15 protein-coding genes and 1 pseudogene are annotated in these 16,771 nt (G+C 60.4%); 8 read left to right on the forward strand and 8 right to left on the reverse strand.

The genetic code is table 11. The features are described from left to right. Window positions 1-17: 17 nt before the first annotated feature. Window positions 18-890: a sulfurtransferase gene (locus RN346_RS00910; protein WP_311961854.1), complete on the forward strand. Its 873-nt coding sequence runs from the start codon at window positions 18-20 to the stop codon at window positions 888-890. 8 nt (window positions 891-898) lie between these two features. Here RN346_RS00910 and RN346_RS00915 read toward each other — a convergent pair. Beyond that, window positions 899-1,597, reverse strand: a pseudogene (locus RN346_RS00915) (ATP-binding protein); the annotation flags it as partial. 470 nt (window positions 1,598-2,067) lie between these two features. On the opposite strand from RN346_RS00915, the gene RN346_RS00920 reads away from it, so the two are divergent. Continuing rightward, on the forward strand, window positions 2,068-3,363 hold the full coding sequence (locus RN346_RS00920; RefSeq protein WP_311961855.1) for a hypothetical protein: 1,296 nt from the start codon (window positions 2,068-2,070) through the stop codon (window positions 3,361-3,363). Window positions 3,364-3,817: 454 nt separating this feature from the next. Here the strand turns inward: RN346_RS00920 and RN346_RS00925 are convergent, their stop codons facing one another. Continuing rightward, window positions 3,818-5,329, reverse strand: coding sequence for a YifB family Mg chelatase-like AAA ATPase (locus RN346_RS00925; RefSeq protein WP_311961856.1), 1,512 nt, complete (start codon window positions 5,327-5,329; stop codon window positions 3,818-3,820). Between the two features lie 92 nt (window positions 5,330-5,421). Next, window positions 5,422-6,288: an ABC transporter substrate-binding protein gene (locus RN346_RS00930; RefSeq protein ID WP_263585484.1), complete on the reverse strand. Its 867-nt coding sequence runs from the start codon at window positions 6,286-6,288 to the stop codon at window positions 5,422-5,424. On the opposite strand from RN346_RS00930, the gene RN346_RS00935 reads away from it, so the two are divergent. Further along, window positions 6,287-6,415 carry a hypothetical protein gene (locus tag RN346_RS00935; RefSeq protein WP_263585483.1) on the forward strand — a complete coding sequence of 43 codons (129 nt, stop codon included), beginning with the start codon at window positions 6,287-6,289 and terminating at the stop codon, window positions 6,413-6,415. The genes RN346_RS00930 and RN346_RS00935 overlap by 2 nt on opposite strands. Here RN346_RS00935 and RN346_RS00940 read toward each other — a convergent pair. The 4 genes from RN346_RS00940 to RN346_RS00955 form a co-directional block, all read right to left on the reverse strand. Then, window positions 6,403-8,505, reverse strand: a complete 2,103-nt coding sequence (locus RN346_RS00940; RefSeq protein ID WP_311961857.1) for a TonB-dependent siderophore receptor — start codon at window positions 8,503-8,505, stop codon at window positions 6,403-6,405. The two genes, RN346_RS00935 and RN346_RS00940, sit on opposite strands and share 13 nt — an antisense overlap. Before the next feature lie 150 nt (window positions 8,506-8,655). Continuing rightward, complete coding sequence (locus RN346_RS00945) at window positions 8,656-9,588, reverse strand: helix-turn-helix domain-containing protein (protein WP_311961858.1); 933 nt, start codon at window positions 9,586-9,588, stop codon at window positions 8,656-8,658. Between the two features lie 39 nt (window positions 9,589-9,627). Next, window positions 9,628-11,703, reverse strand: a complete 2,076-nt coding sequence (locus tag RN346_RS00950) for a TonB-dependent receptor (protein ID WP_311961859.1) — start codon at window positions 11,701-11,703, stop codon at window positions 9,628-9,630. Between the two features lie 186 nt (window positions 11,704-11,889). Then, a complete protein-coding gene (locus RN346_RS00955) occupies window positions 11,890-12,291 on the reverse strand; it encodes an accessory factor UbiK family protein (RefSeq protein ID WP_311959410.1) in 402 nt (133 codons plus the stop codon). Between the two features lie 23 nt (window positions 12,292-12,314). On the opposite strand from RN346_RS00955, the gene RN346_RS00960 reads away from it, so the two are divergent. The 4 genes from RN346_RS00960 to glnK all read left to right on the forward strand — a co-directional run bounded on the left by RN346_RS00960 (window position 12,315) and on the right by glnK (window position 14,819). Further along, window positions 12,315-12,518 (forward strand): hypothetical protein, encoded by a 204-nt coding sequence (locus tag RN346_RS00960; protein WP_263585478.1) that lies wholly within the window; start codon window positions 12,315-12,317, stop codon window positions 12,516-12,518. Between the two features lie 151 nt (window positions 12,519-12,669). Next, complete coding sequence (locus RN346_RS00965) at window positions 12,670-13,008, forward strand: P-II family nitrogen regulator (protein WP_227389981.1); 339 nt, start codon at window positions 12,670-12,672, stop codon at window positions 13,006-13,008. 63 nt (window positions 13,009-13,071) lie between these two features. Next, entirely contained in the window at window positions 13,072-14,319 is a 1,248-nt protein-coding gene (locus RN346_RS00970; protein WP_311961860.1) for an ammonium transporter, read from the forward strand. A gap of 161 nt (window positions 14,320-14,480) precedes the next feature. After that, window positions 14,481-14,819, forward strand: a complete 339-nt coding sequence (gene glnK, locus RN346_RS00975) for a P-II family nitrogen regulator (RefSeq protein WP_252108177.1) — start codon at window positions 14,481-14,483, stop codon at window positions 14,817-14,819. 73 nt (window positions 14,820-14,892) lie between these two features. On the opposite strand, the gene RN346_RS00980 is transcribed toward glnK, so the two are convergent. Continuing rightward, window positions 14,893-15,669, reverse strand: a complete 777-nt coding sequence (locus RN346_RS00980) for a ferredoxin--NADP reductase (protein WP_263585476.1) — start codon at window positions 15,667-15,669, stop codon at window positions 14,893-14,895. 170 nt (window positions 15,670-15,839) lie between these two features. Here RN346_RS00980 and RN346_RS00985 point away from each other — a divergent pair, with 170 nt between their 5' ends. Continuing rightward, window positions 15,840-16,766: a LysR family transcriptional regulator gene (locus tag RN346_RS00985; RefSeq protein WP_263585475.1), complete on the forward strand. Its 927-nt coding sequence runs from the start codon at window positions 15,840-15,842 to the stop codon at window positions 16,764-16,766. The last annotated feature ends 5 nt before the right edge of the window (window positions 16,767-16,771 follow it).

Genomic DNA, 16,771 nt, shown 5'->3' on the forward strand with positions numbered 1-16,771 from the left:
AAGCCCGGGGTGACGTCATGAGGATGCCACCATTCCCGGACTACCCGGAGTTTCATCCCATGTCTGATATCCTCATTTCCACACTTGATCTTGACGAGCGTTTAAAGCGCGTCAATCCGCCCAGGGTGCTGGACGCCTCGCTGCCCAACAGCCCCATCGCATCCTTTGCACCGGAGGATGGTCGCACGCTGCCGGGTGCGCTCGAATTCGATATCGAGCGGGTCTTTTCTGATCAGAGTGCGCCCTTTCCCCACACGCTGCCGGCGCTGGACGCCTTGCAACAGGCGTGCGGGCAGTTGGGTCTCTCGATCGATGACGAGATCGTCGTCTTCGACAACCGCGGCGTTTTCTCCGCCCCGCGCGCCTACTGGCTGCTGACCCAGGCGGGCTTTACCAACGTCCGTCTGCTCGACGGTGGCCTGCCGGGGTGGCTTGCGCAGTCGCTTCCGGTGCAGCAGGGCTATAGCGAGCCAACACCGCTTGCGACGCCCCCGGTACTCAAGGCCAACCCGAGCGTGGTCAGCGTGGATGACGTTCAGGCCAACATCGCGAATCCGCGTTTTACGCTGGTGGATGCCAGAAGCGCCGGGCGCTTTTCCGGACAGGCGCCGGAGCCGCGCCCGGAGTTTCCAGGCGGGCATGTGCCCGGCGCCTGCAACCTGCCGTTTGGTGACGTGCTGGAAAACGGCTACTTCAAAAGCGCTGAGGAGATTGCGCGACTATTGCGTGACAGGGGGTTATCGCCGGCAGATCACGTGGCGTTTAGCTGCGGCTCGGGCATTACCGCCTGCATCCTGTGGGTGGCCGCCGAGCTTGCCGGCTTTGAGCACCTTTCGCTGTTCGACGGCTCCTGGACGGCGTGGGTGATGAGTGGACGTTATCAGGGGTAAGGCACTGCTCAGCCTTTTCCCAGCAGACGATTCAGCTGCCGATAGCCAATGGCCTCGATCAGGTGCGTCTGCCCCGGCTTGGGTTCGCCCTGTAGATCAGAAAGCGTCAGCGCCACGCGCAGCACACGATGATACGCCCGCGCCGAGAGCTTGAGCTTTTCCAGCACCTCGGCAAGCCAGGTGCGCTCCTCGTCGTTCAAGTCACAGGCGGCTTCCAGCGCCTTGCCGCTTAGCTGGCTGTTGAGCGCACCGCGCTCCATCTGACGCGCTCTTGCGGCCATCACGCGCTCGCGTACCGCATCAGAAGACTCGCCTTGCGTCTGGGCGGTGAGCTGCTCCGGCGGCAGGGCGGGGACTTCCACCTGAAGGTCGATACGGTCCAGTAGCGGGCCAGAGAGCCGCGCCTGATAGCGCTGGATCTGGCTGGCCGTGCACTGGCAGCGGCTTCGCGGGTCGCCCAGGTGGCCGCAGGGGCAAGGGTTCATGGCGGCGACGAGCTGAAAACGCGCCGGGTAGCGGCGCTCGTGGCTCGCCCACGACAGATGGATTTCGCCGGTTTCCAGCGGCTGGCGAAGAACCTCCAGCACGCTTCTGGAAAACTCCGGCAGCTCGTCGAGAAACAGCACGCCCATGTGGGCCAGCGAAATCTCGCCGGGCTTGGGTTTCGAGCCGCCGCCCACGAGTGCCGCGGCGCTGGCGCTATGATAAAGCCAGCGGATCTGGCCGGCGAGCGCCGGCTGCTTCAGCCCTCGGCGAATCAAACCTTTCTTGCTTTTCTAATCTGCCTTGTATTTATCACAACGGTCAAATCGATATCGTAAATACTTGATAGAAATATTATTCATTTAAAGAATATATTTTTTTCTCTAACATGATTTTTATCAAATGCGCTGGCTTGCTTAACCGTCAAGTTTATGAACAGCTATTGAATCAGTTGCACCACTAAAAAATAATTTGGAGCCAACATGGTATATCAACTTTTAGTACCGTCCACAAAACGTCGACAAACCGGCTCAATTCTTGAGTGCCACTCATGCTGATTAATAAGTTATAAAGCTAAGTAAAAAGTTCCTACAAGAATATTCATGAAATCACAAACAGAAGCTATCGGTTGAGTGCTGTATAGCGACTTTAATGTGACTGTTTTTTCTAATAAATAAATATAAAAGAGAAACGTATGAAAAAAATCGCCATCACACTATGCATTTTATCGCCTATCAATTACGCGAGCGCCAATTTCATCGACTTCGTAAAAGAAAGTGATCATACGCTTGGTCTTATTAACTTTTATGACAATGTTCAAAGCGGTCGTTACGATAGGGCCGGAAACTCAGATATATTGAACTGGGTGCAGTCAGCTTCGTATGATTTTGATTCGGTCTACGTAGACGATCACTATGGCTTTAACTTTGGGTTACTTGCCGTTGAGCCGATTGATTATGGTGAGACGTTTTTTGCAAAAAGTATTTTACAGTCTGAAGTGGGCGATGATGGCCAGCGAAGTGCTCAAGGCTTTGATAAGGTCTCAGAGGCATTTCTAAAACAGACGTTTTCAACGGATAACGGTACTAATGTCTATTTCTATGAAGGGCTACGTGTACTAGAAGATTTTGGTGCCGTATCACGCGACGGTAGTGTTACTTCCAGCGCTTATTATGGTATTACAACAGAAGTGGAATCAGAAAATTGGAATTTTAAAGCGGGCTATTTAACAGATTACTCTGCCCCCAATGTCTCTGGTAGAGAAAGTCTGCTGACAAAAGATAATGAAGATGTTGATTTTATTTATACCTTGGCAGCTGATTATAACACAGATGGTCACTCTTTCCATTACTATATCGGCGAAGGTCAGGACTACTTAAGAAGCCAGTCCTTTAGTTATAGTAATATTCAAGAAGGTAGGAAGTTCTCCGCCAAATTTATTTATGTAGATGCACTATCCAACTATAGATCGCTGTCTGATCAAAATCGGTTCTTTGATGACGATGCTTATATTGCAGAAATAAAGGCCGACTTCTTCTTGTCCTCGGGCATTTTTTCTCTAGGCTATGCTTATGTGTCAGCAGAAAGAGAGAGTAGCTTGGGTCGATTTGAAAACAATCTTTCAAATAATTCATATGGCGAAGATAGCAACATCGCTAATGGCTTGTCTAAAGACTTTTATAATGATCAAGAAAGCGTTATAGCAATGAGTTACCTACACCGGTACAGTCCGGAAGTAAGACTGGGATTTATCTCTCGTTATGGTTTCAATTTCGAATATGCGGGGCAGGATTTATACGAATATGAAGTTGGTGGAGCGATTTTCTATACCCCTACTGCGGTTCCTGGGCTTGAGCTCAGTCTCAAGGGCGGGCCAAACTCCTCTTTCCGCCGCGGCAGAAGCGATAATACGCCTTACCTGGATAGTAACGGGCAAACAGATAACTTCGATGGTACAACCATTATGGCAAAAGCCATTTACGTATTCTGAAATTTTTTATAACAAGTGTTTAAATCCTGAACTCCTGAATTCAAGCAATAAGCGCAGCACCTGCGGTATCTAGGGCTGTTTCACTTTGGTCGGTAAAGCAGGGAGGGCACCGGCGCTGACCCTCCTGCCTCTACCGTGTGGCCCACAGTGTTGCGGTTATGCTATGAATCCAGGATTACAACTTTGGCTTAAATTACTTAAGTAAAACATGGATGAATAAAGGTGGTTCTTTATGCCGCCAGATCGAAGAACTGGCCGAGCGCGCCGGGGTCTCGCTGGCCGGCGCGCTCGGTGTTCCTGATAGCGCGGCGATGACTGGCTTCACTGTGGCCAGGATCGGGGTCGCGATCGTGCCCAGGAATGTGATCATGGGCGTTGTTGGCGCCGCGACAATACCGCTGGCTGACGAAGGTGCCTCGAGCCTGCTCTCGTGGTCGGCATCAGGAGGCGTGGCTCAGCCTTTTCCCAGCAGGCGATCCAGCTGCCGGTAACCAATGGCCTCGATCAGGTGCGGCTGCCCCGGCTTGGGTTCGCCCTGTAGATCAGAAAGTGTGAGCGCCACGCGCAGCACACGATGATACGCCCGCGCCGAGAGCTTGAGCTTTTCCAGCACCTCGGCAAGCCAGGTGCGCTCCTCGTCGTTCAAGTCGCAGGCGGCTTCCAGCGCCTTGCCGCTTAGCTGGCTGTTGAGCGCGCCGCGCTCCATCTGGCGCGCTCTTGCGGCCATCACGCGCTCGCGTACCGCGTCGGACGATTCGCCCTGGGTCTGGGCGGTGAGCTGCTCCGGCGGCAGGGCGGGGACTTCCACCTGAAGGTCGATACGGTCCAGCAGCGGGCCGGAGAGCCGCGCCTGATAGCGCTGGATCTGGCTGGCCGTGCACTGGCAGCGGCTTCGCGGGTCGCCCAGGTGGCCGCAGGGGCAGGGGTTCATGGCGGCCACTAACTGAAATCGAGCCGGATATCGACGCTCGTGACTCGCCCGCGATAGATGGATTTCGCCGGTTTCCAGCGGCTGGCGAAGGACCTCCAGCACGCTTCTGGAAAACTCCGGCAGCTCGTCGAGAAACAGCACGCCCATGTGGGCCAGCGAAATCTCGCCGGGCTTGGGTTTCGAGCCGCCGCCCACGAGTGCCGCGGCGCTGGCGCTGTGGTGCGGTTGGCGAAACGGGCGCTGGCCCCAGTCCGCCTCGAGCGCCAGCCCGCATACCGAGCGCACCGCGGCAACCTGCAGGGCGTCGTCCTCGTCAAGTGGCGGTAGAATGCCCGGCAGGCGGCTTGCGAGCATGGTCTTGCCGGTGCCCGGCGGGCCGGCCAGCAAGAGGTTATGCCCACCGGCGGCGGCCACTTCCAGCGCCCGGCGCGCCTGGTGCTGGCCGCGTACATCGGCAAGGTCTGGCGCGGGGTTCTGCGCTTTCGGTGGGGCGGGCAGCACGTGGGGCGCGATGCGGGTCTGATCCAGAAGGTGGGCCACGACGTCCCAGAGTGATTCGGCCGGCAGGACTTCCAGACCGTTACCCGCAAGCGCGGCTTCGTCCGCGCAAGCCCTGGGCACCATCAGCCTGCGCCCGGCGCTTTTGGTGGCCAGCGCAAACGGCAGCATGCCGGGCACCGGACGCAGCTTGCCGTCGAGGGCCAGCTCGCCCGCGCACTCGATGCCTTCAAGCGCCTCCACCGGCAGCTGGCCGGAGGCGGCGAGAATGCCCAGCGCAATGGGCAGATCGAAACGCCCGCCCTCCTTGGGCAGATCCGCCGGGGCCAGGTTCAGGGTGATGCGCCGGGTGTTGGGAAAGTCAAAGCCTGCGTTGACCAGCGCACTGCGCACCCGCTCGCGGCTCTCCTTCACGGCGGCTTCCGGCAGGCCGACCAGCGTCAATCCCGGCAGGCCGTTGGCCAGATGCACCTCGACCTGCACTGCCGGAGCGTCGAGCCCTACGCCGGCACGCGTGTTCACGATGGCAAGTGTCATCACCGTTCCCCTGTTGGCGGTCTAATTTTTCTTTTGCCAATTAAACCTGGCACATTTGCTCGACGTTGGGCAATGCGCCTGATCAACGGGGATCAGGAATCAACAGGTGGCGGTGCGTCGTTCAGTGCCCGGGTCAGCTCGCGGGCAAAGCGCTGAGCGGAGGGCAGTGCGCCGAAGCTCCAGACCGGCGCCAGACGAATCACGCGGTGCTCTTCGATGGCGGGCAAGCGCTGCCACAGCCCGCTGCGCGCGAGCTCTTCCTCGACGCCGGTGGGCACGGGGTCGACGATGACCAGGGTAGCGTCGGGATAGTGTGCCAGCGTCTCGACGCCGGTCAGCGCAAAGCCCCAGGCGTTGGTGGCTTCCTGCCAGGCGTTATCGATGCCCAGCCGCGAGAGCACAGCGTTGTAGAGGCTGTTGTCGCCAAACACGCGCACGTGGCGCGCATCCATGAACTGAATCATCAAAAGCGGCGATGTGGCGCGCGTCTGTTCGCTCAGGCGCTCCATCAGTGAGTCGGTCTCGATGATCAGCGCTTCGGCCTGGGCCTCGCGGTGGGTCTTTTCGCCGAGCTGGCGGGTGAAGCTCAGCAGCTCCGGCCAGGTCTCTTCGCCTGGCGTGTAGAGCGCAAACGAGCTTACCGGCGCAAGGCGCGATAGCTTCGGCGTGAGCCCTTCAAACATCGGCGAAATCAGAAAGCCTTCCGGCGGGTTTTGGGCCATCAGCTCGAAGTTGGGCTGCTGGCGCAGGCCCAGATCAACCACCGAATCCGGAAGGCGCGGCTCGCCGACCCAGTCATGGTAGGCGGGAATTTGCGCCACGCCTTCGATCGGCGCGTCGATGGCCAGCAGCGTCTCGGCGATGGTCCAATCAAGCGTCGCCCACTGCGCCTGGGCACCGGCCGGCAGAAGGCTGGCGGCCAGCAACAGGCCGCGGGCAATAAGAGGAGAAAGGCGCATGCAGGGCATCACTCGAGAAGTCAGCCGGTATTTAAACGATAATATTTATTGTTTGCAAATCCGAAACGATGAACGCCCGAGCGCGATGGCCCGGGCGCTGCGCGTGGCGCTTGATCAGAAGCGGTAGTGGACGCTGGCGGTCACGCTGCGCTCGGCGCCGAAGTAGCAGTAGTCCAGCGAGTTGCAGGTCGCGACGTACTCCTTGTCCAGCACGTTGTTGACGTTGAGGCGGGTTTCGACGCCGTCGAAACCCTGCTGGCTCCAGTCGTAGCCTACCGTGGCGTCGACCAGGGTGTAGTCGGGCACCTTCTCTGTGTTGGCACGGTCAGCGGCAATGTCGGCGTAGTGGCGAATGCCCAGGCCCATGTCGACACCGCTGAGCCCGCCATCCACCGGCGCGTAGTGTCCCCAGGCCTGAAGCTGGTGGCGCGGCGCATAGATGGCGTTGTTGCCTTCGTTGCCGTCATCGCTTTTGGCGTAGGTAATATCGGTGAAGCTGTAGCCCGCCTGTAGCGACAGCGTGTCGGTGAGCCGAGTCTGCGCTTCGAGCTCCAGACCCTGAGATTCGATCTCGCCGACGGCCCGGTAGGGGTCGGTCGGCTGCTCCTTGGTGGCCACGTTCTCCTGGCTGATGTGGAAAACAGCGGCGCTGAACTGGCTTTGGCTACCCTCGGGCGTGACCTTGACGCCGGCCTCCCACTGCTCGCCCTCCATGGGGGCGAGCAGGTCGCCGCGCTCGTCGACGAAACTGGTCGGCGTGAAGGCAGTGGAATAGCTCACGTAGGGCGCTACGCCGTTGTCGAACAGATACACCGCTCCGGCGCGACCGCTGAACTGGGTGTCGCTGAGTGAGCTTGCATCCTGTGAGTCGCGGTTGACGTTGTCGATGTTCACCCAATCGTAGCGCCCGCCGAGGGTAAAGCGCCAGTTCTCGACGCTGACCTGATCCTGCAGGTAGGCACCGGTCTGTTCGATCTCGTGATGCTCGCGCGTCGGGTCGTAGAACACCGCCTCATCCAGGTTGACGCCGTAGACCGGATCAAACGCATCGAGCGGCGGAAAGGCGCCGGAGGGCCAGGAGACTTCGTTTTCACGGTGCTGGTAGTCCACGCCGAACAGAAACTGGTGGGCCACGGCGCCGGTATCGAGCGCCGCTTCCAGCTGGTTGTCCACCGTCCAGGCGGTGAGCGACTCGTCGCTGCCCGAGTAGTAGCGGGTCAGCTCATTGGAATCCGGCGCGCTCCAGCCGAAGCCGTAGACCTGGTTGAGCACCACGTCGGAATTCAGGTAGCGCAACAGCTGGCGCCCGGTGACGTCCTCGTTGAAACGGTGCTCCAGAGTGTAGCCGACCATCCGCTGGGTGCGCTCATAGGTATCGAAGGCCTCTTCGCCGTCGAAGAAGGTGTTGCTGATCCTGCGCCCGTTGTGGGGCACCACCGAGCCCTCGAACGGCACGCCGGAGTGGTAGCCGCCTTCGGGCTCGTCCTGCAGGTAGGCTTCGAGCGTCAGGCTGGTGGCGTCGGTCATGTCCCAGGTCAAACGTGGGGCGATAGCGTAGCGCTCCTCCTTGGCGGGGTCGAACTGGGTGTCGGAGGCGTAAGCGATACCGGTCAGGCGAAACGCCACGCGCTGCTCGTCGCCCAGCGGCCCGGTCAGGTCGAACGCGGCGCTGCGCTGCTGATTATTGCCCAGGCGAAAGCGCAGCTCGCCGCCCTGCTCGAATTCGGGCCGTTTGCTGTTGAGCGCGACCACCCCGCCGGGGGAGGCGCGCCCGTAAAGTACCGATGCCGGGCCGCGCACCACCTCGATGCTTTCCAAAAACCAGGGATCGACGCGCATGGAGCTATGCGAGTTGGCGTCGCCCATCAGCTTCAGGCCGTCGAGAAACGTATTGCTCAGACTGCCGTCGGAGAAGCCGCGCAGCACCAGGTAGTCGAAACGGTTGGAGGCGCCGACCTGGTTGGTGTACACGCCGGGGGTGTAGTCGGCGGCGCGCTGAACGGTCGTTACGCCGCGGCGCTCCATCTGTTCGTCGGTGATGGTCGAAACGCTCTGCGGGGTTTCCAGAAAGGGGGTGGCGACCTTGGTGGCGGCCTGCTGGGCGGTGACCGTCACGGTGTCGAGCCGGGTGGCCGTGGTCTGGGCGCTGGCCTGAAATGAGGCCAGCATCAAAGCGGCAGCGACAGGAGCGAGGATGAACGTGCGGGTCGGCAGCATGATAGGTCCTGGAATCGAACGCGAAAATTTTAGGTAATGAGAATTATTACCTTTTATGGGGCAGAAAAGGTATGCCGCTCGCTAGAAGGGCTATGCCCGATGACAAATATGCGGAAGATCGTGAACGCTCAGGCGCGGCGCTTTGAGCGGCTATCGAGGCGAACGGACGTCGTGGGGCGTGACGCCGAAGGCGCGCTTGAAGGCGGTCGCGAAGTTGGTCGCGTGCTTGAAGCCGCAGGCGTGGGCCGTTTGCTGAATGCTAACGCCCTGCTCGAGATAGCGCCGTGCCTGATCGAGCCGGCAGCGGCGAACGTGCGTAAAGAGGGTGTCGCCGTAAAGCTGACGGAATTTTTGACGCAGGCTGCTGGTACTCATGGCGGCGTCGCGGGCCAGCGCTGATAGGCAATACTCGGCGCCCGGGTCGCGGCGGATGCGCTCATGAAGCGCACTCAGGCAGGCGCGGTCGCGCCTGGATAGCTGCGGCGCAGCGGTTTCATCGGATTCGGGAAGGGCGTTGCCCAAAAGCTGCAGCGCCAGCCCCTGCCAAACGAGGCGCTGGCGCCAAACGCTTGCGGGCTCGCCGGCCGCCTGCGTTAGCGTTTGGTAAAGCGGCGGCGGCAGCGCCCAGCCGTGAAGCGCGCTTGTTGACGTCGGCGTTGGCAGCGCGAACGGCGCGGTCGCCAGCACCGCGAGATTCACCGTTTTCAAACGGCGCTGGCGGGGCTGGTGGACGATGAGCGGCCGGGCGGCGTCGAAGTGGGCGCAAAACCCGTCGCCGGCGCCCAGCGCCAGCGTCTGCTGGCCCAGCGTCAGCGACACCTCGCCTTCCAGCACCACGCTGACGAACCAGGGCACGCCTTGAATCGATGACGACGTATAGCCGCGCTCGACTTCGAGATCGGACAGTGTCAGGTGCAGCGAATCGAACAGGCGCACGTCGTGCACCTCGCCTCTGGCCACCGGGGCAGCGGCTCCCGGGGCAGCGGCCCCCGGAGCGTCATCGATGCGATAACGAATGCCGAACCGCTGGCCCCACTGCGCCAGGGTGTGCGGCGTAATGGCGTTCAAGGCGGCGCGTGGCATGCAATCACCTCTGAAAACCGTGGCGCTTTTTGATGCGCGCTAGTACTCGAGCGACCAGCCGAGCGTAAAGGTGCGCCCGCGGGCCTGGTAGTCGTAAAGATACTCGGGGCCATAGGCAGGCGAGTAGAAGCCCACGGCGCGCTGGCCCCAGGGGGTGGAGTACTGCTTGTCGGTCAGGTTGGCAACCCCCAGGCTCAGGGTGCCGAAATCGGTCTCCTGGCTTCCGATCAGATCAAACGTGGTGAAGCCGTCGATACTTTCGCCGGCGGCGTCCTCGTACTCGCGGGCGTGGCTGCCCTGAAGGCGAACCGTACGCGTCTGATCCTGCCAGCCCACGTGGGCGGTCAGGCTATCCTGGGAGGGGTAGGGCGACACGGTGATGCCGCGATCCTGCCAGTCACCGTCCACCTTCTGCTCGGAGACCAGCGCGTGGAGCGTCGTGCCCACTTCCCAGTGGTTGCCGATGTAGCGCGTTAACGAGGCTTCCAGCCCGTAGTCGCGGCGGTCGTCGTCGACCTGAGCGATGTTGAGATCCTCGTCCAGCTCGATCGCGGTATCCGACCAGGCGTAGTAAACCGCTGCCTGGGCCAACCAGTCGCCGCCCTGGTAGCGCCAGCCGAGTTCGACCTGGCGGGTCTTGATGCCGTCGAGCGGGTTGTCCGCCACGGTCTGGCCGGCGCGGCCGTAATACTTGGACGGGTCGGGCAGCTCGAAGCCCTCGGAATAGCCCAGCCAGCTTTGATGGCCATTGTCGAAATCGTACAAGGCGCTTGAATTGAACAGCGTCACGTCGTAGTCGCTCGAGCCGCCGGGCACGCCGTTGAAGTCGTCGATGTCCACGTCCATGCGCTGGTGGCGAACGCCGCCGCTGAGCTGGAGTTGGTCCGTGGCCCACCACTCGCCCTGGGTAAACAGCGCCAGCGTGTCGACCTCGAAGCTCGGGTAGCGCGGGGTGACGCTGTCACGGCGCTGCACGAGTCCGCCCGTGGCGTCGCTGGCGGCGCGATCAAAGCGCATTTGCGAGGCATCGAACGACTCCCGGTCGATATCCGCGCCGTAGCTCAGGTTGAAGCTGTCGGTCAGATCCGCCGAGAACAGCCCCTTCAATCCGCTTAGCGTGGTGTTCTGCTGGGAGGCGGCAAAGTAGTAGCCGCCGCCCTGGGTGCGATAGGGGAAGGGGTGAAAGCTCGACTCCTCCTCCCGGTGAAACGCCTGCAGGTAGAAATCCTGGTTCAGCAAGTCGGCGTGGTGGTAGCTGGCGCTGATCATCTTGCGGTCGGTGCGCGGCTCGCGGTCGGCGGTAAAGCCGTCGCGGATATCGGCGTCGTTCAGGTTCGGCGCAGGCGCGGCCAGGTTGGGGTAGAAAACACCGCGCTCGTTTGCCTTGCCAGAGTCATACAGCTGCCCGGTCAGTTGAAGCGTCTGGTTCGCATCGAGCTCGACGCTCAGGTTGCCGAGTATGTCCAGGCTACGGTTGCCCTGTAAGTCGCTCTGGGCGATATCGGGAAAGATCTCGTTGCCACCGGCATCATACTGGCGGCCATTCTCATTGAGCGACACACCGATGCGCCCGTATACGGTATCGCTGCCGCCGCTGGCGGACTGGGAAAGCCGCCGGTCCAGATCATGGTCGGTGTTGAAGCCGGTGGTAAGGCTCGCCTGAGTCTCGAAGTGCGGACGCCCGGATTCGCCCTGCCTGGTGATGATATTGATCAAGCCCCCCGTGGCGCCGCCGCCGTAAAGGCTGGTGGTGCCCGACAGCACTTCGACGCGCTCGATGTTGAACGGGTCGATGGCGTCGAACTGGCGCGACAGGCCGCGGGAATTGTTCAGTGAAACGCCGTCGATGAGCACCTGAACGCTACGCCCGCGCATGTTTTGCCCCGCATTGGTGCGCCCCTGGGGGCCAAAATCGAGCCCAGGCACCAGCCGGCCCAACGCGGTTTTCAAATCGCCGCCGGCGTTGATCTGTTGGGTAAGCTCGGCGCCTTCGACCACGTGCACCGCGCCGGGAATCTGGCTGATCTGGGTGGGGGTACGCGACCCCACGACGACCATGGTGTCCTGAGCGGCAGCTTCGTCCCCGGTGGTCGGTTGGGCCTGGGCAAACGTCATTAAGGGAAAAGCGCCGCTCAAGAAGGCGACGCTTAGGGGAGCAAGGCGAGTCATGAGCTATCCGAAAAGCAGATTGTTATTGAGAGAACGCCGATCAAGGGCGCTGTAAAGCGCAATGATAGGTGTTCTCATTTTTTATATCAATCTGCTGAGCCCGCGGTTTTTTTGGGTGGGAACGCTAAAGGTCTATTCGCCCAGGTCGTCGACTGCGCCGGTAGCGCCTTTCGAGTCTTTGGCCGGCTTGGCGGTCGAGGCGCGCGGTTTGGCGGCTTTTTGGGCCGGCTCGTTTGGCGCCGGAGTGGTCTGGGCCTCGGCTTCCATGGGGGTTGCCTTATCGGCCTGGCTTGCGTCGATCGAGGCTTCCAGGTTCGCCACCTGGCGCTCCAGCGCTTCTACCCGCGAGCGGGTGCGCTGCAGCACGTCCATCAGAATGTCGAAATCCTCGCGGGAGACCAGCTCCATACGATCAAACGCACCGCGCATGACCTGTTGCACGCCTTTTTGAATGTCTTCCGGCGCATGGGAAGCGTTTTGTAAACGATCGCCGATTTGCTGGGCGAGGCGGCTAATACGGTCTTGGGTCGCCATGACTCTCTCCTGATGAGGAACGCATGAAGGTAAACGACGTGTCGCTGTACGTCTTTGCAGTAAGGATACGCAACCGTAGCGAAATACGCATGTTTCGCAGACGAGAAAGCAGTGACTTTTTCAATGCATCAAAAGAAGGCAAGGCGCTTTTCTATTCGCACTTATATGGTGCGGTGAATTATCTCTGCACCGCCTTGGCGCGCTGGGCAACGGCCTCGTTACGTTAAGGCGTCGCTTAAAGTTATGATTTTTTAGTTAATTTTAGTGAATGGCACGGTATGAGCATTAACGAGGCATCGCATTAATGTCGGCGGCAGTGCCGCTACTTATTCCAGCGCCGCTCATTTTAGCGCTACTTACCCAGCAGGGAGATCCGGGATGAAACTCATCACCGCTATCATCAAGCCGTTCAAGCTCGACGACGTTCGTGAAGCACTGGCCGACAACGGCGTGCAGGGGATCACGGTGACCGAGGTCAAGGGCTTCGGGCGTCAGAAGGGCCATACCGAACTCTACCGGGGCGCCGAGTACGTCGTCGATTTTCTGCCCAAGGTGAAGGTGGAAGTCGCGGTCGACGACTCGCGCCTGGACGGTGTGCTCGATGCCATCTGCAGCGCGGCGAACAGCGGCAAGATCGGCGACGGTAAGGTCTTCGTCACGCCGCTCGAGGACGTCATCCGTATTCGTACCGGCGAGCGCGGCGCCGACGCGGTATAGCCTGCAGGATTTGGATACGTCTTGATCGAATCACTATAACGCCAGGAACACGGGGAACGATTCATGAACGAAGTCACCGATCTGAGCTACGCGCTCGATACCTTTTACTTTTTGATCTGCGGCGTGCTGGTCATGTGGATGGCCGCCGGCTTCTCGATGCTCGAGGCTGGCATGGTACGTGCCAAGAACACTGCAGAAATCCTGACCAAGAACATTGCGCTGTTCGCCATCGCTTGCACCATGTATCTACTGGTGGGCTACTACATCATGTACTCCAGTGGTGAAGGCGGCTTCTTGCCAAGCCTTGGCATGCTGCTGGGCGCTGAAAATAGCGTGGACGCGGTGCTTGGCGGCGGTGAAGACGCGCCTTACTACTCCATGCGCTCCGACTTCTTCTTCCAGGTGGTCTTTGTGGCAACGGCCATGTCGATCGTCTCCGGTGCGGTGGCCGAGCGCATGAAGCTCTGGGCGTTTCTGGCCTTCGCCGTGGTGATGACAGGCTTCATCTATCCGGTGTCCGGCTACTGGACCTGGGGCGGCGGTTGGCTCGCCGAGGTGGGCTACTCCGACTACGCCGGTTCCGGCATCGTGCATATGGCGGGTGCGGCGGCGGCGCTTGCAGGCGTGCTGATTCTTGGTCCGCGTAAGGGTAAGTACGGTAAGGACGGTGCCATTCACGCCATTCCCGGCGCCAACATGCCGCTGGCCACCCTGGGTACCTTCATCCTGTGGATGGGCTGGTTCGGTTTCAACGGCGGCTCGGAGCTCAAGATGTCCGACGTGGCCTCGGCCAATAACGTCGCTCAGGTATTCGTCAACACCAATGCCGCTGCCGCCGGTGGCGTGATCGCTGCGCTGATCCTGGCCAAGCTTTGGTTTCGCAAGGCGGATCTCACCATGGCGCTCAACGGGGCGCTTGCCGGGCTCGTCGCCATTACCGCCGATCCGCTGTCGCCCACGGCGCTGGGTGCGGCCATCATCGGCGCGGTGGGTGGTTTGATCGTCGTCGCCGCCATCGTTACGCTGGATAAAGTGAAGCTGGACGACCCGGTCGGTGCGATCTCGGTACACGGCGCCGTTGGGGTCTGGGGCGTACTAGCGGTGCCCTTCACCAACGCGGAGGCCTCCTTCGGCGCGCAGCTGATCGGAATCGTGGGCATCTTCGGTTGGGTGTTCGTGGCAAGCCTGATCGTGTGGCTGGTGCTGAAAGCCATCATGGGGATTCGCGTCAGCGAAGAGGAAGAGTACGAAGGCGTGGATATCGCCGAGTGCGGCCTCGAAGCTTACCCGGAGTTCAGCGTCAAGAAGTAAGCACGCTTGACCCGGATCAGCGACCCAAGCCTCCCCTTCGTGGGAGGCTTTTTTATTCTCTGGCAAGAGCGGTGTATGCTTAAGGGGAGCGGGCGCGTGGGGCCCATGATGACCTTCGCTTACCCGGATAATAACGGGCCACCCAGTTAAAGGATGTCGCAATGAAACTTATCTCAGCCATTATCAAGCCGTTCAAGCTTGATGACGTACGCGAATCCCTCTCGGACATCGGCGTGCAGGGGATTACCGTGACGGAAGTGAAGGGCTTTGGCCGCCAGAAGGGGCACACCGAGCTGTACCGCGGCGCCGAGTATGTGGTGGACTTTCTGCCCAAGGTGAAGCTCGAAGTGGCCGTGGACGACGAGCTGGTCGAGCAGGTGATCGAGGCGATCACCCAGGTGGCGAACACCGGCAAGATCGGTGACGGCAAGATCTTCGTCATGCCGCTCGAGCAGGTGATTCGTATCCGTACCGGCGAAACCGGTAAAGACGCAGTTTAAGCTCGCCAGGCGCTTGCAAAAAGCCCCGCCAACCGGAAAGTTAGCGGGGCTTTTTAATGGCCTTATCGGGGTATTACTTCTCGACGAAGGCGCGCTCGATCACGTAGTCGCCGGGCTCGCCCATGCGCGGTGAGATGTTCATGCCGAGCTCGTCGAGCAGAGCGCTGGTATCGTCGAGCATGGCCGGGCTTCCGCAGATCATCGCGCGGTCCTGGCGCGGGTCGATCGGCGCAAGTCCCGTATCCTCGAAAATCTTGCCGCTGCGAATATGATCGGTCAGGCGGCCCATGGTGTGAAACTCTTCGCGCGTCACCGTCGGGTAGTAGACGAGCTTTTCGGCAACTTCCTCGCCCAGGTATTCGTGTGCGGGAAGCTCTTTGGTGATGAAGTCGGCGTAGGCCAATTCGGAGACTTCGCGCACGCCGTGTACCAACACAATTTTCTCATAGCGCTCGTACACTTCCGGGTCCTGAATCAGGCTCATGAAGGGCGCAAGGCCGGTGCCGGTAGAGAGCATATAGAGGTTGCGCCCGGGCAGCAGGTCGTCGCACACGAGTGTCCCGGTCGGCTTACGGCTGACCATGATCTGATCGCCCACCTTGAGGTGCTGCAGGCGCGAGGTGAGCGGGCCATCCGGCACCTTGATGCTGAAAAACTCGAGGTGATCCTCGTAGTTGGGGCTGGCGATGGAGTAGGCGCGCATCAAGGGCTTGCCGTTGACCTCCAAGCCAATCATCACGAACTGGCCGGTCTTGAAGCGCAGGCTGCGCTCGCGCGTGGTGCGAAAGCTAAAAAGCGTATCGTTCCAGTGATGAACGCTCAGCACGTCTTCCAGGGCAAACTTGCTCATGATGACTCCTTGGACGCAAATGCCGGGCAATGGATAGGCATTCGCATTGAATATTCGATAAAAGAATAAAAGCGATGAATGATGATGCCGCAAAGTCTAGTCGGTGGCGGCATATCTGTTAAGTCAATTATACTGATAAACATTATCTGCAAAATCGATATAGGTGGGTCATGCACTATACGTTGCGCCAGCTCGAGGTGTTTGTGGCCGTCGCCCAGCACGAAAGCGTCTCCCAGGCGGCGCGCGCGCTCGCCATGTCGCAATCCGCCACCAGCACGGCGCTGACCGAGCTCGAGCGCCAGTTCGACTGCCAGCTGCTCGACCGACTCGGCAAGCGGCTCAAGCTCAACGCGTTAGGGTTTCAGCTGTTGCCCAAGGCGGTCGCGCTGCTCGACCGCGCCGAGGAGGTCGAGGAGCTACTGCGCGGCCAGAAGGGCGTAGGCGCGCTCGAGGTGGGGGCGACGCTGACCATCGGCAACTATCTGGCCACGCTTTTGATCAGCGATTTCATGCAGCGCTATCCGGGCAGTCGAGTACGGCTAGCGGTGCGCAATACGCGCCATATCATCGAGGGCGTGCGCCAGCACTCACTGGATTTGGGCCTGATCGAAGGCCAGTGCGACGACGAGATGATCGTCAGCCAACCCTGGGTCGAGGATGAGCTTTGCGTGTTCTGCTCGCCGCGCCACCCGCTTGCCGGGCGCAAGCACCTGGAACTCGAGCAGCTTTTACGCGAGGACTGGATCATGCGCGAGGAGGGCTCCGGCACGCGCATGACGCTCGAACACGCGGCCCGTCATCGCCGAAGCCGCTTCAATACGCTTTTGGAGCTGGAGCACACCGAAGGCATCAAGCGCGCGGTGGAGTCGGGCCTTGGCATTGGCTGTGTCTCACGCCTTGCCCTGCGCGACGCCTTCCGGCGTGGCAGCCTGGTCGCGCTGCCCACCCCGGAATTGGATCTCAAGCGCCAGTTCACCTTCATCTGGCACCGGCACAAGTACCTGACCACCGGCGTGCGCGAGTTTCTGCGCCTGTGTCGTGAGATGACCGCCGGCGCCAGCCGAAGTGACGATATCGAACTGCCGCCGGTGCCGTAAGGCCG

The organism is Halomonas sp. PAMB 3232 (assembly GCF_031954225.1).
GTDB lineage: Bacteria > Pseudomonadota > Gammaproteobacteria > Pseudomonadales > Halomonadaceae > Vreelandella.

Excerpts from the sequence above, each read along its gene's own strand:
- RN346_RS00940 (WP_311961857.1), bottom strand. The coding sequence starts at position 8,505 with ATGCTGCCGACCCGCACGTTCATCCTCGCTCCTGTCGCTGCCGCTTTG.
- RN346_RS00925 (WP_311961856.1), bottom strand. The coding sequence starts at position 5,329 with ATGACACTTGCCATCGTGAACACGCGTGCCGGCGTAGGGCTCGACGCT.
- RN346_RS00930 (WP_263585484.1), bottom strand. The coding sequence starts at position 6,288 with ATGCGCCTTTCTCCTCTTATTGCCCGCGGCCTGTTGCTGGCCGCCAGC.
- RN346_RS00920 (WP_311961855.1), top strand. The coding sequence starts at position 2,068 with ATGAAAAAAATCGCCATCACACTATGCATTTTATCGCCTATCAATTAC.
- RN346_RS00910 (WP_311961854.1), top strand. The coding sequence starts at position 18 with ATGAGGATGCCACCATTCCCGGACTACCCGGAGTTTCATCCCATGTCT.
- RN346_RS00965 (WP_227389981.1), top strand. The coding sequence starts at position 12,670 with ATGAAACTCATCACCGCTATCATCAAGCCGTTCAAGCTCGACGACGTT.
- RN346_RS00935 (WP_263585483.1), top strand. The coding sequence starts at position 6,287 with ATGCAGGGCATCACTCGAGAAGTCAGCCGGTATTTAAACGATAATATT.
- glnK (WP_252108177.1), top strand. The coding sequence starts at position 14,481 with ATGAAACTTATCTCAGCCATTATCAAGCCGTTCAAGCTTGATGACGTA.
- RN346_RS00945 (WP_311961858.1), bottom strand. The coding sequence starts at position 9,588 with ATGCCACGCGCCGCCTTGAACGCCATTACGCCGCACACCCTGGCGCAG.
- RN346_RS00980 (WP_263585476.1), bottom strand. The coding sequence starts at position 15,669 with ATGAGCAAGTTTGCCCTGGAAGACGTGCTGAGCGTTCATCACTGGAAC.
- RN346_RS00960 (WP_263585478.1), top strand. The coding sequence starts at position 12,315 with ATGAAGGTAAACGACGTGTCGCTGTACGTCTTTGCAGTAAGGATACGC.
- RN346_RS00955 (WP_311959410.1), bottom strand. The coding sequence starts at position 12,291 with ATGGCGACCCAAGACCGTATTAGCCGCCTCGCCCAGCAAATCGGCGAT.
- RN346_RS00985 (WP_263585475.1), top strand. The coding sequence starts at position 15,840 with ATGCACTATACGTTGCGCCAGCTCGAGGTGTTTGTGGCCGTCGCCCAG.
- RN346_RS00950 (WP_311961859.1), bottom strand. The coding sequence starts at position 11,703 with ATGACGTTTGCCCAGGCCCAACCGACCACCGGGGACGAAGCTGCCGCT.
- RN346_RS00970 (WP_311961860.1), top strand. The coding sequence starts at position 13,072 with ATGAACGAAGTCACCGATCTGAGCTACGCGCTCGATACCTTTTACTTT.